Annotated in this window: 14 protein-coding genes and 1 tRNA gene; 9 read left to right on the top strand and 6 right to left on the bottom strand. The window is 62.0% G+C overall.

The window, feature by feature from the left end; all coding sequences use genetic code 11:
• Positions 1–1,416, top strand: coding sequence for a deoxyribodipyrimidine photo-lyase (gene phrB, locus J5X93_RS04020; RefSeq protein ID WP_043215324.1), 1,416 nt, complete (start codon positions 1–3; stop codon positions 1,414–1,416).
• A 75-nt stretch (positions 1,417–1,491) separates the two neighbouring features.
• Here phrB and murI read toward each other — a convergent pair whose 3' ends face one another.
• The 5 genes from murI to hemA are packed head-to-tail and all read right to left on the bottom strand — an operon-like array spanning position 1,492 to position 6,218.
• Positions 1,492–2,289: a glutamate racemase gene (gene murI / locus J5X93_RS04015; protein WP_102081215.1), complete on the bottom strand. Its 798-nt coding sequence runs from the start codon at positions 2,287–2,289 to the stop codon at positions 1,492–1,494.
• Positions 2,282–3,037: a molybdopterin-synthase adenylyltransferase MoeB gene (locus tag J5X93_RS04010; protein WP_043215329.1), complete on the bottom strand. Its 756-nt coding sequence runs from the start codon at positions 3,035–3,037 to the stop codon at positions 2,282–2,284. The genes murI and J5X93_RS04010 overlap by 8 nt, the downstream gene beginning before the upstream one ends.
• Positions 3,031–3,861, bottom strand: coding sequence for a peptide chain release factor N(5)-glutamine methyltransferase (gene prmC, locus J5X93_RS04005; RefSeq protein WP_182817185.1), 831 nt, complete (start codon positions 3,859–3,861; stop codon positions 3,031–3,033). Before prmC ends, J5X93_RS04010 begins: the two co-directional genes overlap by 7 nt.
• Positions 3,862–4,944: a peptide chain release factor 1 gene (gene prfA, locus J5X93_RS04000; protein WP_043215331.1), complete on the bottom strand. Its 1,083-nt coding sequence runs from the start codon at positions 4,942–4,944 to the stop codon at positions 3,862–3,864.
• Positions 4,941–6,218, bottom strand: a complete 1,278-nt coding sequence (gene hemA, locus J5X93_RS03995; protein ID WP_043215333.1) for a glutamyl-tRNA reductase — start codon at positions 6,216–6,218, stop codon at positions 4,941–4,943. The genes prfA and hemA overlap by 4 nt, the downstream gene beginning before the upstream one ends.
• 792 nt (positions 6,219–7,010) lie before the next feature.
• Between hemA and J5X93_RS03990 the strand changes: the two genes are divergently transcribed.
• The 8 genes from J5X93_RS03990 (at position 7,011) to ychF (ending at position 13,810) form a co-directional block, all read left to right on the top strand.
• Complete coding sequence (locus J5X93_RS03990; protein WP_090345209.1) at positions 7,011–8,738, top strand: tetratricopeptide repeat protein; 1,728 nt, start codon at positions 7,011–7,013, stop codon at positions 8,736–8,738.
• A 3-nt stretch (positions 8,739–8,741) separates the two neighbouring features.
• Positions 8,742–9,359 (top strand): lipoprotein insertase outer membrane protein LolB, encoded by a 618-nt coding sequence (lolB, locus tag J5X93_RS03985; RefSeq protein ID WP_043214919.1) that lies wholly within the window; start codon positions 8,742–8,744, stop codon positions 9,357–9,359.
• 3 nt (positions 9,360–9,362) lie between these two features.
• Positions 9,363–10,208, top strand: a complete 846-nt coding sequence (ispE, locus tag J5X93_RS03980) for a 4-(cytidine 5'-diphospho)-2-C-methyl-D-erythritol kinase (protein WP_250034456.1) — start codon at positions 9,363–9,365, stop codon at positions 10,206–10,208.
• A gap of 34 nt (positions 10,209–10,242) precedes the next feature.
• Positions 10,243–10,317, top strand: a tRNA-Gln gene (locus tag J5X93_RS03975).
• 47 nt (positions 10,318–10,364) lie between these two features.
• Positions 10,365–11,306, top strand: coding sequence for a ribose-phosphate pyrophosphokinase (locus J5X93_RS03970; RefSeq protein WP_043214915.1), 942 nt, complete (start codon positions 10,365–10,367; stop codon positions 11,304–11,306).
• A gap of 120 nt (positions 11,307–11,426) precedes the next feature.
• Complete coding sequence (locus J5X93_RS03965) at positions 11,427–12,023, top strand: 50S ribosomal protein L25/general stress protein Ctc (protein ID WP_043214913.1); 597 nt, start codon at positions 11,427–11,429, stop codon at positions 12,021–12,023.
• A 79-nt stretch (positions 12,024–12,102) separates the two neighbouring features.
• Entirely contained in the window at positions 12,103–12,687 is a 585-nt protein-coding gene (gene pth, locus J5X93_RS03960; protein ID WP_043214910.1) for an aminoacyl-tRNA hydrolase, read from the top strand.
• A gap of 22 nt (positions 12,688–12,709) precedes the next feature.
• On the top strand, positions 12,710–13,810 hold the full coding sequence (ychF, locus tag J5X93_RS03955) for a redox-regulated ATPase YchF (RefSeq protein ID WP_043214908.1): 1,101 nt from the start codon (positions 12,710–12,712) through the stop codon (positions 13,808–13,810).
• Between the two features lie 94 nt (positions 13,811–13,904).
• Here the strand turns inward: ychF and J5X93_RS03950 are convergent, their stop codons facing one another.
• Positions 13,905–15,209: a cation:dicarboxylate symporter family transporter gene (locus tag J5X93_RS03950; RefSeq protein WP_043214906.1), complete on the bottom strand. Its 1,305-nt coding sequence runs from the start codon at positions 15,207–15,209 to the stop codon at positions 13,905–13,907.
• Positions 15,210–15,337: the final 128 nt, after the last annotated feature.

Raw genomic sequence — 15,337 nt, 5'->3', positions numbered from 1 at the left:
TTGCAACTGATCTGGCTGCGCAGCGACCTGCGCGTCGAAGACAACACCGCCCTGAGCGCGGCCTGTGCCCTTGGGCCGACCCTCGCCCTGTGGCTGGCCAGCCCCGGCCAGTGGCTCGCCCATGACGATGCTCCCTGCAAGGTCGATTTCTGGTTGCGCAACCTGCAGACCCTGCGCCAGTCCTTGGAGCGCCTGAATATCCCCTTGCTGATCCGCCACGTCGACACCTGGCGACAGGCGCCCCAGGCGGTGCTGGAGGTCTGCCGAGAACATCGGATCGAGGCGGTGCATTGGAATGAAGAGTACGGCGTGAACGAGCAGCAGCGTGACGCCGCTACCCAGGATCTGCTCGAGCAGGCGGGCATCCTCACCCATGGCCACCTGGATCAGCTGCTGCTTCGCCCAGGCTCGGTGCTGACCCGAAGCGGGCACTACTTCCAGGTGTTCGGCCAGTTCCGTCGGGCATGCCTTGAGCATCTGCATCTGAGCCTGCCAAGCCTGGCGCCTCCCGTGAAACGTCAGGCACCGCTGCGCATTGCCAGCGATCCCCTCCCCCAGGGCTTCACCGGTTTTCCGTCCCCACCGCGGAGTGTGCGCGAGCACTGGCCAGCCGGAGAAAACGAAGCCCATCGGCGCCTGACCCGCTTCATCGACGAGACGGTCGAGGACTATCTTCAACTACGGGACCTACCCGCCCGGACCGGCACCAGCCAACTCTCGCCATACTTGGCCGCCGGCGTGATATCGCCGCGCCAGTGCCTGCACGCTGCCTTGAGCGGGAACCAGGGCGAATTGGACAGCGGCAGCGTAGGTGTACAAACCTGGATCAACGAGCTGCTGTGGCGGGAGTTCTACAAACACATCCTGGTGGGTTATCCACAGGTCTCTCGACACCGGGCCTTCCGCGCCCCCACCGAAGCGCTGCCCTGGCGGGATGCCCCCGAAGACTTGGAAGCCTGGAAAACCGGTCGTACCGGTTTTCCGATCGTCGATGCCGCCATGCGCCAATTGCTGCACACCGGCTGGATGCACAATCGTCTGCGCATGGTCGTGGCGATGTTCCTGAGCAAAAACCTGCTGATCGACTGGCGCCTGGGCGAACGGCATTTCATGCGACACCTGATCGACGGCGATCTGGCCGCCAACAATGGTGGATGGCAATGGAGTGCCTCCACCGGGACCGATGCAGTGCCCTATTTCCGTCTGTTCAACCCGGTCAGCCAGTCACGCCGCTTCGACCCGCAAGGGCAGTTCATCCGTCATTGGCTGCCGGAATTGCAGGGGCTCGATGACAAAACCATCCATGAACCGGGTGCCGGCGGGGACTTATTTTCTGCGTCATACGTGCAGCCGATCGTGGACCTGGGCAGCAGTCGTGAGCGGGTCTTGGCGGCGTTTCAAGGTCTTAAGGATTGAGCCTGTGGCGCGCGGGGCGCCCCATCGCAGGCTAAGCCAGCGTCTGCAGGCGCCCCCTTGGGCAGCACACTTCGGTTACAGCGGAAAAGGCAGAACCCGATCGGCACGCCCCCAGAGCAGCGGCAGCACGTCGTTCAGCGACTGTGGTTCGGCGCTGGTCCAGAACGCGGTGTCACGCGCTGGCCCCTCGGCCAGCAGGTCCCGCGCCGCCAGCAAGCGCTGCAGTTGCCGCGCCACAGCGGCACCGGTATCGATGATGGCCACATCCGCCGGCACCATGCTGGCCAACAGCGGACGCAGGAAGGGGTAATGGGTGCAGCCAAGGATGAGCGTGTCGCAACCTGCGTCCAGCAAAGGCCGCACATAGCCGTGCAACAACTGGCGCAGCTGTGGACTGTCGAGATCCCCCGCCTCGATGCGCTCCACCAGGCCAGGACACGGCTGGGTGATGACCTGGACATCGTTGGCGAAACGATCGAGCAAGGCAGCGAACTTGGCGCTCTGCAAAGTGCCGGTGGTGGCCAGCACCCCGACCACGCCAGAGCGCGTCGCTGCAGCGGCCGGCTTGACCGCAGGCTCCATGCCCACCAGAGGCCAATTCGGGTACAGCTCGCGCAGGTCGGCCACTGCCGCCACGGTCGCAGTGTTGCAGGCCAGGACCATCGCCTTGGCACCTTGAGCGTGGAAGAACCCGGCAATGTGGCGCAAGCGCTGGCGGATATAGTCCGGCGACTTTTCGCCGTACGGCACATGGCCGCTGTCGGCGACATACAGGAGCGATTCGTTGGGCAACAGGCGCTGGATCTCGGCGAGCACCGACAGACCGCCGACCCCAGAATCCATCACGCCGACCGGCGCCGCACGCTCAGCCATGCCGGCTGCCACAGACAGCACACGCCGGATCGCGCTTGACCCGCAGCTCGCGCATGCGTGTGCCCAACGCATCGATCAACAGCAAGCGCCCCACCAGAGGATCGCCGAAGCCGGCCAGCAGTTTCATCGCCTCGAGTGCTTGCAGGCTGCCCACCAAGCCCACCAACGGACCGAGCACACCCGCCTCGCTGCACGTCAGCTCAGCCTCGCTGCCATGGCCATAAAGGCAGTGGTAGCAGGGGCTGTAGTCACGACGGGGGTCGAACACCGACAGCTGCCCTTCCAGGCGGATCGCCGCACCACTGACCAGCGGCTTGCCTGCTGCGACACAGGCGGCGTTGACCGCTTCGCGGGTGGAGAAGTTGTCCGAGCAGTCCAGCACCACGTCGACCGCGCCGACGGCCGCGGCAAGGGAGTCTTCGTCCAGCGCCTCGCGGTGCGCAACCAGCTTGACCTCGGGGTTGATCGCCTCAAGACGCTTGCACGCCGAGTCGACCTTGCTCATGCCCACGCTGTCGCTGTCATGGATGACCTGGCGTTGCAGGTTGGTCAGGTCGACGGTGTCGAAGTCGGCCAAGTGCAGCTCGCCGACACCGGCCGCGGCCAGGTACAGAGCAACCGGCGACCCTAGCCCCCCGAGCCCGACGACCAACGCCTTGCTGCGCTTGAGCCGCAACTGACCGTCGATATCCACCTGGGCCAGCAGGATCTGCCGGCTGTAGCGCAACAGTTCCTGATCACTCAGCATGGCAGTCGTCCCATGGAAATGCGTTCGTGACCGGCCAGGTCCAGGCGGCTGGCCACGTCGATAAAGCCGTGGCGGGTGAGCAGCTCACGCACGGCCGAGGCCTGGTCGTAACCGTGTTCGAGCAGCAGCCAGCCACCGGCCGATAGGTGATCCGGCGCCTGGGCGATGATCACTCGCAGGTCATCCAGGCCATCCTGCCCCGCCACCAGGGCACTGCTGGGCTCGAAGCGCACATCGCCTGCGACCAGATGCGGGTCGTCGGCAGCGATGTAGGGAGGGTTGCTCAGGATCAGGTCGAAGCGCTCGCCAGCCACGGCGTCATACCAGTGGCTCAGGCGTACCTGGGCATTGGCCAGGCCAAGGCGATCGCGGTTGCGCTCGGCCAGGGCCACGGCTTCGGGCACGCGGTCCAGTGCCGTTACCTGCCAGGCCGGGCACTCGCTGGCCAGGGCCAGGGCAATGGCGCCGGTGCCAGTGCCCAGGTCAAGCACCCGCGCAGGTCGCACGGGCAGCAGCTCCAACGCCGCTTCTACCAGCAGCTCGGTTTCCGGACGTGGGATCAGGGTGTGCGGCGCGACTTCAAGATCGAGCTTCCAAAAACCCTGCTGGCCCAGGATGTAGGCCACCGGCTCACCGGCTCGGCGACGCGCCAGGTAGCCGGCGAACGTCTCGGCGGCCTCGCTGCTGACGATTCGCTCTGGCCAGGTGTGCAGATAACTGCGCGACTTACCCAGGGCTGCGGCGAGCAATAGCTCGACGTCCAGGCGCTCGGTCGGGGAATCCGGCAACTGCGCGTCGCGCAGCAGGCTGGCGATGATGGTCATTCAATCCCCCAGGGCGGCCAACTGATCGGCCTGGTATTCAGCGAGCAGGGGTTCGATGACCGCATCGACGCCCCCGGCCAGAATGTCATCCAGGGAGTACAGGGTCAGGTTGATGCGATGATCGGTCACCCGGCCCTGTGGATAATTGTAGGTGCGGATACGCTCGGAGCGATCGCCCGAGCCCACCAGCAGCTTGCGCTCGGTGGCAATGGCGTTTTGCGCGGCGCTGGTCTGCATGTCATTGAGCTTGGCCGACAGCCAGGACATGGCCCGGGCACGGTTCTTGTGCTGCGACCGCTCCTCCTGGCATTCGACCACGATGCCGGTAGGCAGGTGGGTGATGCGAATCGCCGAGTCGGTCTTGTTGACGTGCTGACCACCGGCGCCCGAGGCGCGGTAGGTATCGATACGAAGGTCGGCCGGGTTGATCTCGATGGCGACCTGTTCATCCGGCTCCGGCAAGACCGCCACGGTGCAGGCGGAGGTGTGGATACGCCCTTGCGATTCGGTCTCCGGCACTCGTTGCACGCGATGTGCGCCAGATTCGAATTTGAGCTTGCCGTAGACACTGTCGCCTTCGACCCGGGCGATGATCTCCTTGTAGCCGCCGTGCTCGCCTTCGTTCTCGGAGAGAATCTCCAGACGCCAGCCGCGCTTTTCGGCGTAACGCGAATACATGCGGAACAAGTCGCCCGAGAAGATCGCCGCCTCGTCGCCACCGGTACCGGCGCGGATCTCGAGGAACACGTTGCGCCCGTCGTTGGGGTCCTTGGGCAGCAACATGCGCTGCAACCGGGCCTCCAGGCCGACCAGTTGCTCCTTGGCCTCACGCACTTCCTCGACAGCCATTTCGCGCAAGTCCGGGTCGCTGTCCTTGAGCAGCGCCTGAGCGCCGGCCAGATCGTCCTGGACCTTTCGCCACTCTTTATAGGCGTCGATGACCGGCTCGACTTCGGCGTATTCACGCGAATAAGCGCGGAAACGGGTCTGGTCGGAAATGACCTCGGCATCGCCCAACAGAGCGGTGAGTTCTTCGAAGCGGTCCTGGAGCGTGTCCAGTTTATTGAGCAGCGACGCTTTCATTGCGGGGTTTTGTCCGTCGAGCCCTCGTTGAGGGCAAAGAGTTCCTGGGCCATGGCCAGCGCATCGAGGCGGCCTTCGGCGGAGAGCTTTTTCAATTGCACGCTGGGCGCATGCAGCAATTTGTTGGTCAGCCCCCGGGCCAGCTGGGCCAGTACCTCTTCGGGATTGCCGCCATTGGCCAGCAGGCGCTGGGCCTTTTGCAGTTCTTCGTCGCGCAGGCGCTCGCTTTGCTGGCGATAGGCCTTGAGCACATCCACCGCGGCCAGCTCGCGCAGGCGCGCCATGAAATCCTCGGCACCGACCGATACCAGCTCCTCGGCAGCCTGGGCCGCGCCTTGGCGGCTCTTGAGGTTTTCCGCAACGACGTCATGCAGGTCATCGACCGTATATAGGTAGACGTCATCGAGCTCGCCAACCTGCGGTTCGATGTCCCTTGGCACGGCGATATCGACCATGAAGATGGGCTTGTGCCGACGCTGCTTCAAGGCGCTTTCCACCGCGCCCTTGCCGAGGATCGGCAACTGGCTGGCGGTGGAACTGATGACGATGTCGCTGTTGGCCAGCTCCTGAGGGATGTCCGAAAGCAGCACCGCATGGGCACCGAACTGTTCGGCCAGGATGCTGGCGCGCTCCAGGGTACGGTTGGCCACGACGATACGCCGTACACCCTGCTCATGGAGGTGGCGGGCGACCAGGGTGATGGTCTCGCCAGCGCCGATCAGCAGCGCCTGGCTGCGACCCAGGTCGCTGAAGATCTGCTTGGCCAGGCTGACGGCGGCGAAGGCTACGGAAACCGGGTTCTCGCCGATGGCGGTGTCGGTGCGCACTTGCTTGGCAGCACTGAACGTGGCCTGGAACAGGCGCCCGAGCAGCGGGCCGATGGTCCCGGCCTCGCGGGCCACGGCGTAGGCCGACTTCATCTGGCCGAGAATCTGTGGCTCGCCCAGCACCAGCGAATCCAGGCCCGAGGCCACACGCATCATGTGCCTGACCGCATCATGCTCTTCGTGGATATAGGCGCTGGCACGCAGCTCTTCGAGGTTGAGCTGATGATACTCGGCCAGCCACTGCAGCACGGCGTCGGCGGCCAGGTGGTCCTGTTCGATATAGAGTTCACTGCGGTTGCAAGTCGACAGGATCGCCGCCTCACGGCTGGCGGTCAGTCGGCAAAGCTGCTGCAGGGCATCGACCAGCTGCTCTGGCGTAAACGCCACGCGCTCGCGTACGTCTACCGAGGCAGTCTTATGGTTGATACCAAGTGCAAGAAAGGCCATGCAAGGTCGCTGGTTGTGACGAGAAGCCGATAATTGTCCTACTTCGCAGGTTTCAGAACAACCACCGTTCGCTATTGTCGCGATACCCGAGGGCTATCGACGGTGGCGGGCCGTTGCGCCGGCCAGACGCTACGAGCTCATACAGTGACTGACAGCCCTCGCTCTCACCCTATCGGCTTTGGCTTTGGCTTTGGCTTTGGCTTTGGCTTTTTGGTGCACGATGGCCCAAACACCGCCGGTGGGCATTTACAGCGTGTGAATATCCGTTCCCTGCGCCGGCGCAGACTCACCTTTTCGCCCTTACGGCGACCTCCTTTTTGTCTTGACAAAAAGGAGGCAAAAACCGCTTGCTCCTGCATCCGGCCCCTACGCTGCGCTCCGGGGTCCCCTCCGCTCCGGCGCCTTCCGGGGCTTCGCGGCCTCCGACTTGCTTCGCAAGTCTCCATCTCGCAACTTCGGCTGACGCCGAAGGGCGCTGCGCGCCTGCCCCTACAGGCACCTGCACTCGGCCTCCTGAAGTCGCGATTGGCGGCGCCTGAACTAATTTGTGCAATTAAAAGCAAAAGCGGGATTGGGATTGGGATTGGGATTGGGATTGGGATTGGGATTGGGATTGGGATTGGGATTGGGATTGGGATTGGGATTTTGGTCCGGTGATTTCGAAAGTCCAGAACAACCCGCTAATAGAATGGTCCGAACAATCCGAAACCTCGCAACCTCGACCTTCGCAGGTGGGTTTGCCATCGCGCTTGTGTCATCATGCTCCGACCGCCGGTATCCAAAGCCTTCTTTATGAACAAGTCCTACGCATTGTTGCTTGCTCTCGCCCTGCTCCAGGGCTGCCAAAGCCTGGCCCCGCAGAAGAACGAGGCCGCGTCGCCCGTTGCCGCGGCAGGCAAAAGCGCACCGGAAAAGCCTGTGGTGTACGGCTCGTTCAAAGAGGAAACGCTCTACAGCCTGCTGGTAGCGGAACTGGCCGGGCAACGTAACCGCTTTGACATTGCCCTGGCCAACTATGTCGACCAGGCTGAGAAGACCCAGGACCCAGCCGTCTCCGAACGCGCCTACCGCATCGCCGAATACCTCGGTGCCGACGAGCCCGCGCTGGACACCGCGATGATCTGGGCACGCAACGATGCGCAGAACCTCGACGCTCAACGGGCCGCGGCCATTCAACTGGCCCGCGCCGGACGCTACGACGAATCCATGGCCTACATGGAAAAGGTCCTCCAGGGCCAGGGCGACACCCACTTCGACTTCCTCGCGCTGTCCGCAGCCGAAACCGACCAGAACACCCGCGACGGCTTGTTGCAAAGCTTCGACCGCCTGTTGGTCAAGTATCCGGACAACGGCCAGTTGGTGTTTGGCAAAGCACTGTTGCTGAACCAGGATGGCAAGACCGAGCAAGCCCTCGAACTACTCGAATCGCACCCGCCGCAAAACGGCGAAGTCGCCCCGGTGTTGCTGCGCGCCCGTCTGCTGCAGACCCTGGACCGTGGTTCGGAGGCTTTGCCACTGCTGCGCGGGGCTATTCGCGACAATCCCGACGACAAGCGCCTGCGCCTGACCTACGCCCGCACTCTGGTCGAGCAGGACCGCATGGCAGATGCCAAGGCCGAATTCGAGAGCCTGCTTCAGCAGTACCCCGAAGATGACGAGCTGCGCTATTCGCTCGCTCTGGTCTGCCTGGAAACCAAGAACTGGGACGAGGCCGAGGGGTATCTGCAGGAGCTGGTGGAGCGCGACAGCAATGTCGACGCCGCACACCTGAACCTGGGCCGCCTGCACGAAGAGCGCGGCGATCCCGAGGCCGCCCTGCGTGAATACGCCCTGGTAGGCCCTGGCCCCGATTACCTGCCGGCGCAATTGCGCCAGGCCGACATCCTCATCGCTAACGGCCGCTCCAGCGAGGCGTCGCGCCTGCTCGGCGAAGCCCGAGAGGCCCAGCCGGACTACGCCATCCAGCTGTACCTGATCGAGGCGGAAAGCTACGGCAACAACGCCAAGGAAGCCCAGGCTGAACAAGTCCTGGCCCAGGCGATCAAGCGCTACCCGGATGACCTCAACCTGCTTTATACCCGCGCCATGCTGGCGGAGAAGCGCGATGACCTGGGGCAAATGGAAAAAGACCTGCGCGCCATCATCCAGCGCGAACCGGAAAACGCCATGGCCCTGAACGCGCTCGGCTACACCCTTGCCGACCGCACCACGCGCTACGCCGAAGCCAAGGCGCTGATCGAAAAAGCCCACCAGCTCACCCCGGACGACCCCGCTGTGCTCGACAGCCTGGGCTGGGTCAACTACCGCATGGGCAACCTCGACGAAGCTGAACGCCTGCTGCGCCAGGCCCTGGCGCGCTTCCCCGACCACGAAGTAGCAGCCCACCTGGGTGAAGTGCTCTGGGCCAACGGCAAACGCCGCGAAGCCCGCCAGGTCTGGGCCAAGGCCTTCGAGGGCCAACCCGACAGCCAAATCCTGCGCAAGACTCTCCTGCGCCTGACCGGATCAGAGACCCTGTAAACCATGTTCCTGCGTCATTGCATCACCTTTACCCTGATCGCCCTGCTGGCCGGCTGCGCCGGATTCGGTAGCCGTGAATCCCTGCAAGGCCACGGCGATCCACAGTTGTGGCGCGCCCATAAAGAGCAACTGAGCAACCTCGACGGCTGGCAGATCAACGGCAAGGTCGGCATTCGCGCCCCCCGTGATTCGGGCAGTGGTACCTTGTTCTGGCTGCAACGCCAGGACTACTACGACATCCGCCTAGCCGGCCCCCTGGGTCGCGGGGCGGCACGCCTGACCGGACGCCCCGGCGGCGTGGTCCTGGAGGTGGCCAACCAGGGCCGCTACGAAGCCCCAAGCCCCGAGGCACTGCTCGAAGAACAGCTGGGCTGGCAATTGCCGGTCTCGCATTTGGTCTGGTGGGTCCGTGGCCTGCCTGCCCCCGACAGCAAGAGCCAACTGACCCTGGATGGCGACAGCCGCCTGGCCAGCCTGACCCAGGACGGCTGGCAGGTGCAGTACCTGAGCTACACCCAACAGAACGGCTACTGGCTACCTGAACGCCTGAAGCTGCACGGCCAGGACCTGGACGTCACCCTGGTGGTCAAGGACTGGCAGCCACGTCAGCTGGGGCATTGATCGATGGCCACGCTCACCCTTCCCGCCCCGGCCAAGCTCAACCTGTGGCTGCATATCATCGGTCGCCGCCCAGACGGTTACCACGAGCTGGAAACCGTGTTCCAGTTTCTCGACCATGCCGATCAGCTGCACTACAGCCTGCGTGACGATGGCCAGATCCACTTGCGCACCGAAATCGCCGGCGTGCCCCACGACAGCAATCTGATCGTGAAAGCTGCACGCAAGCTGCAACAACAATCAGGCTGCGCGCTCGGCGTCGACATCTGGCTGGACAAGATCTTGCCCATGGGCGGCGGCATCGGTGGCGGCAGCTCCAACGCCGCGACCACGCTGCTGGCCCTCAATCATCTGTGGCAACTGGGCTGGGACGAAGACCGCCTGGCCGGCCTGGGCCTGGGGCTTGGCGCCGATGTACCGGTGTTCGTCCGCGGCCACGCCGCCTTCGCCCAAGGTGTGGGTGAGCAACTGACCCCGGTGGACCCCGAAGAGCCCTGGTACGTCGTACTGGTGCCGCAAGTGTCTGTCAGCACAGCGGAAATTTTTTCGCATCCAGAGTTGACACGTGATTCCCTCCCCCTTAAGATGCGCCCCGTTCCCGAGGGAAACAGTCGAAATGACTGCCAACCGGTGGTAGAGCAAGGTTATCCAGAAGTTCGCAATGCGTTGAATCTGCTGGGTAAATACACTGAAGCTCGTCTAACCGGCACTGGAAGTTGTGTGTTTGGGGCCTTCCCAAGCAAAGCCGAAGCTGATAAAGTTCTGGCCCTTCTTTCAGAGACCCAAACAGGGTTTGTGGCAAAGGGAAGCAACATTTCGATGTTGCATCGCAAGCTACAGAGCCTGCTCTAGAAGTCGAGTATTCGGTACTCGCAGCAACAGATACAGGGGCGTCGCCAAGCGGTAAGGCAGCAGGTTTTGATCCTGCCATGCGTTGGTTCGAATCCAGCCGCCCCTGCCATTTTCCTTATACTCATCCAGGTTACCCTCAGCCTTCAGGTACTGCGCGTGTCCAAGATGATGGTCTTCACGGGGAATGCCAACCCCGATCTGGCTCGGCGTGTCGTACGTCAGCTGCATATTCCACTGGGTGATGTTTCTGTCGGTAAATTCTCCGACGGCGAAATCAGTGCTGAGATCAATGAAAATGTTCGTGGTAAGGACGTTTTCATCATTCAGCCAACCTGTGCCCCTACCAACGACAATCTGATGGAACTGGTAGTGATGGCCGACGCCTTCCGCCGCTCCTCAGCGTCACGAATCACTGCCGTGATTCCTTACTTCGGATACGCCCGCCAGGACCGCCGTCCGCGTTCGGCACGTGTAGCCATCAGCGCCAAAGTCGTCGCTGACATGCTCACTGTCGTGGGTATCGACCGTGTACTCACTGTCGACCTGCACGCTGACCAGATCCAGGGCTTCTTCGATATTCCCGTCGACAACATCTACGGCTCGCCCGTACTGGTCGACGACATCGAAGACCAGCGTTTCGAGAACCTGATGATCGTCTCCCCGGACATCGGTGGTGTCGTGCGCGCACGTGCCGTCGCCAAGTCCCTGGGTGTCGACCTGGGTATCATCGACAAGCGCCGTGAAAAGGCCAATCACTCCGAAGTGATGCACATCATCGGCGACGTCGAAGGACGCACCTGCATCCTGGTAGACGACATGGTCGATACCGCCGGTACCCTGTGCAACGCGGCCAAGGCCCTGAAAGACCACGGCGCGGCCAAGGTCTACGCCTACTGCACGCACCCGGTACTGTCGGGCCGTGCGATCGAGAACATCGAGAAGTCGGTGCTGGACGAGCTGGTGGTGACCAACACCATCCCGCTGTCCGCCGCTGCTCAAGCCTGTGACCGTATCCGCCAGCTGGATATCGCACCGGTTGTCGCTGAAGCGGTTCGCCGCATCAGCAACGAAGAATCGATCAGCGCGATGTTCCGCTAAGCGGAACGCTCGCTGACGAAAAGCGCCCCGCCCCGGCATCTTGTCGGGGCGGGGCTTTTTTGCCAATCCCGATGGCGCTGGTCGCAAACGCCATACGGGAGGCTATTTTGGAGATACAAAATGACCGATTTCATCCTGAACGCCCAAGCGCGTACTGACCTGGGGAAAGGTGCGAGCCGCCGCCTGCGTCATTCCGCCAACATCCCAGCCGTTGTCTACGGTGGTGGCAAAGAAGCCCAATCCCTGACCATCCTGGCCAAGGAAATCACCAAGCTGTTCGATAACGAAGCTGCCTTCAGCCACGTTCTGGAACTGAACGTCGACGGCACCAAGCAGAACGTCGTCGTCAAGGCCCTGCAGCGTCACCCAGCCAAAGGCTTCATCATGCACGCCGACTTCGTTCGCGTCGTTGCTGGCCAGAAGCTGACCGCCAAGGTACCGGTTCACTTCATCAACGAAGAAGCCCCGGTCAAGAAAGGCGGCGAGATCTCCCACGTAGAAGCCGAGATCGAAGTTTCCTGCGAAGCCAAAGACCTGCCTGAGTTCATCGAAGTCGACCTGGCCAAGGCTGAAATCGGCACCATCATCCACCTGTCGGACCTGAAAGCTCCGAAAGGCGTAGAGTTCGTCGCTCTGGCCCACGGTGATGACAAAGCTGTTGCCAACGTCCACGCCCCGCGCGTAGCCGCTGACGCTGCTGAAGGCGCTGCCGAGTAATCCACTCGCACGCCGGCGTTGATCGGGTTACAGTGCCGCGCGCACCGTAACCCACCAACTCCAAGGAAGAGCCCCTGACGTGACCGCCATCCAGTTGATCGTCGGCCTGGGTAACCCCGGCCCCGAATACGAACAGACCCGGCATAACGCAGGGGCTCTTTTCGTTGAACGCCTCGCCAGCGCCCAGCGTGTATCGCTGACCGCTGACCGCAAGTATTTCGGCCTGACGGCTAAGTTCAGCCATCAGGGCCAAGACGTTCGTCTGCTCATTCCCACCACCTACATGAACCGCAGCGGCCAGTCCGTCGCGGCACTGGCCAATTTCTTCCGGATTCCACCGGCGGCCATCCTGGTGGCGCATGACGAACTCGACCTGCCCCCGGGCGTCGCCAAGCTCAAGAAAGGCGGCGGCCATGGTGGGCACAACGGCCTGCGCGACATCATCGCGCAGCTCGGCAACCAGAACGACTTCCATCGCCTGCGGCTCGGCATCGGCCACCCAGGTGACGCCAAACTGGTCTCCAACTTCGTCCTGGGCCGCGCACCGCGCGCCGAGCAGGAGAAGCTCGACGCCAGCATCGATTTTGCCCTCGGCGTGATGCCGGACGTGCTCGCAGGCGATTTCGCCAAGGCGATGCGCGAACTGCACAGCCAGAAGGCCTGATTTCCTAGAGAGGGGAATTCCCATGGGTTTCAATTGCGGCATCGTCGGCCTGCCCAACGTCGGCAAGTCCACCCTGTTCAACGCCCTGACCAAGTCTGGTATCGCGGCGGAGAACTTCCCCTTCTGCACCATCGAGCCGAACAGCGGCATCGTGCCGATGCCCGATGCACGCCTCGACGCCCTGGCCGAGATCGTCAAGCCTGAGCGTGTGATTCCGACCACCATGGAATTCGTCGACATCGCAGGTCTCGTCGCCGGTGCCTCGAAGGGCGAAGGCCTGGGCAACAAGTTCCTCGCCAACATCCGCGAGACCGACGCCATCGCCCATGTGGTGCGCTGCTTCGAAGACGAGAACGTGATCCACGTCTCCAACAGCGTCGACCCCAAGCGTGACATCGAGATCATCGACCTGGAACTGATCTTCGCCGACCTGGACAGCTGCGAGAAGCAACTGCAGAAGGTCGCGCGCAACGCCAAGGGCGGTGACAAGGAAGCCCTGGCCCAGAAAGCCCTGCTGGAAAAGCTCATTGCCCACTTCACCGATGGCAAGCCTGCGCGCAGCCTGATGAAGAACATGAGCGTCGAGGAGAAGGCCGTGATCCGCGGCTTCCACCTGCTGACCAGCAAGCCGGTGATGTACATCGCCAACGTGGCCGAGGACGGCTTCGAGAACAACCCGCACCTGGACGTGGTCAAGGCCATCGCCGAGGAAGAAGGCGCGGTCGTGGTGCCAGTGTGCAACAAGATCGAAGCGGAGATCGCCGAGCTGGAAGAAGGCGAGGAGAAGGACATGTTCCTCGAGGCCCTGGGCCTGGAAGAGCCTGGCCTGAACCGCGTGATCCGCGCCGGCTACGCCCTGCTCAATCTGCAGACCTACTTCACCGCGGGTGTGAAAGAAGTCCGCGCCTGGACCGTGCGTGTCGGTGCCACCGCGCCGCAAGCCGCCGCCGTGATCCACACCGACTTCGAGAAAGGCTTCATCCGCGCCGAAGTCGTGGCCTATGACGACTTCATCCAGTACAAGGGTGAAGGCGGCGCCAAGGAAGCCGGTAAATGGCGTCTGGAAGGCAAGGACTACATCGTCAAGGACGGTGACGTGATGCACTTCCGCTTCAACGTCTAATCGGGAGTCGAGATCGCACGAGCTCCTGATGGACATCAAAACCCCTTGAATACAGCCGATTCAAGGGGTTTTTTATTGCCCACGAGTGTCCGGTTCAGCCCCCCCCTTCGCTTGCCAACGCGTTCATAGGGCGCTCACCCGCAACTGCGTCAGGCTGTTGGCTAGGTGCTATTCGAAATTGGTTTTCCCACTTGGAGATCACCAAGGGCGCCAAGGCGTTGCCCAGCACATTCAACGCGGTGATCGGCATGTCCATGAGCCTGTAGACACCGGCGATGAAAGCGATGCCCTCCACGGGAAGCCCGGCACTGGTCAGCGTGGCGGTGAGGATGACGAACATCGCCCCTGGCACACCCGCCGCGCCTTTGGACGTCAAAACCATGATGAGCACCAGCACCGCCTGGTCAGCGAGGCTCAATGGGATTTCATACAGTTGGGCGATGAAAAGCGTACCAATGCCCACGAAGAGCGATGCGCCATCCAGATTGAACGAGTACCCAGTAGGAATCACCAAGGAAGCAATGGACCTCGGCGCGCCGTAAGCCTCCACCTTCTCGATGAGCTGTGGCATCACGGTAGCCGAAGTGGCGGTACTGAATGCCAAAATCAGTTCATCCTTGATGAACGTGATCAGGTCGAAGATGTTAATGCCAACCGCTTTGGCTATTCCGCCAAGTACGACCAGTCCGAACAGCAGGACAGCGGCGTAAGTGACAAGAATCAATTTACCCAACGGCAACAGCGCAGAAAGTCCGAAGTTAGACACCGTCACGCCAATGAGACCGAAAATGCCGATCGGAGAATAGTGCATGACGATGTGCGTGACTTTGAACATCGCTCCGGAAAAGGCGTTGAACACAGCGATCAGCGGTCGCTTCTTATCCGCATCAAGCGCATTCACACCAAAACCGAACAGGATCGAAAAGAACAAGATGGGTAGCAAGTTACCCTGCGCCATTGCATTCACGATGTTATCCGGAATGACACCAAGAATCACACTTCCGACATCGCCACCCTCCGAAGAAGAGGGCAACGTCAGTGACTGGGCAGCCGAAAGGGTGCTCAAGTTTGCGCCGGTACCTGGCTGGGCCACATTACCTATGATCAAACCACAAACAATGGCGATACCCGTGACGACGAAGAAGTAGAACATGGTTTTGGCCCCCACCCGCCCGATTGCCTTGCTGTCGCCATTACCGGCAACGGCACTGACCATGCAGGCAAAGACCAGTGGCGCCACGATCATTTTCATCATCTTGATGAAAATATCACCGGCTGGCTGCAGGACCTGACTACTCACCCATACTTTGTAATCTGGATAAATATTTAACAGGGCACCCACTATAATGCCCAACACTAGACCCACGATGATTCTTGTGACCAGACTCGCCTTCGCCATACGTCCTCCCATTATTATAATTTGGACTGTCAACTGGCTGGTAAACGCCGCGCACACTCAAGCATCCGGTATTCGCACTCATGCGTTGGTGCTCATGATAAACAGCGTGATCGACAAAGCGTGCTGCT

Origin of the sequence: Pseudomonas sp. BYT-1 (genome assembly GCF_023611805.1) — a bacterium.
GTDB lineage: Bacteria > Pseudomonadota > Gammaproteobacteria > Pseudomonadales > Pseudomonadaceae > Aquipseudomonas > Aquipseudomonas guariconensis.
Note: the sequence above shows the minus strand (reverse complement) of the source record. Positions and strands in the feature narration are given on the sequence as shown.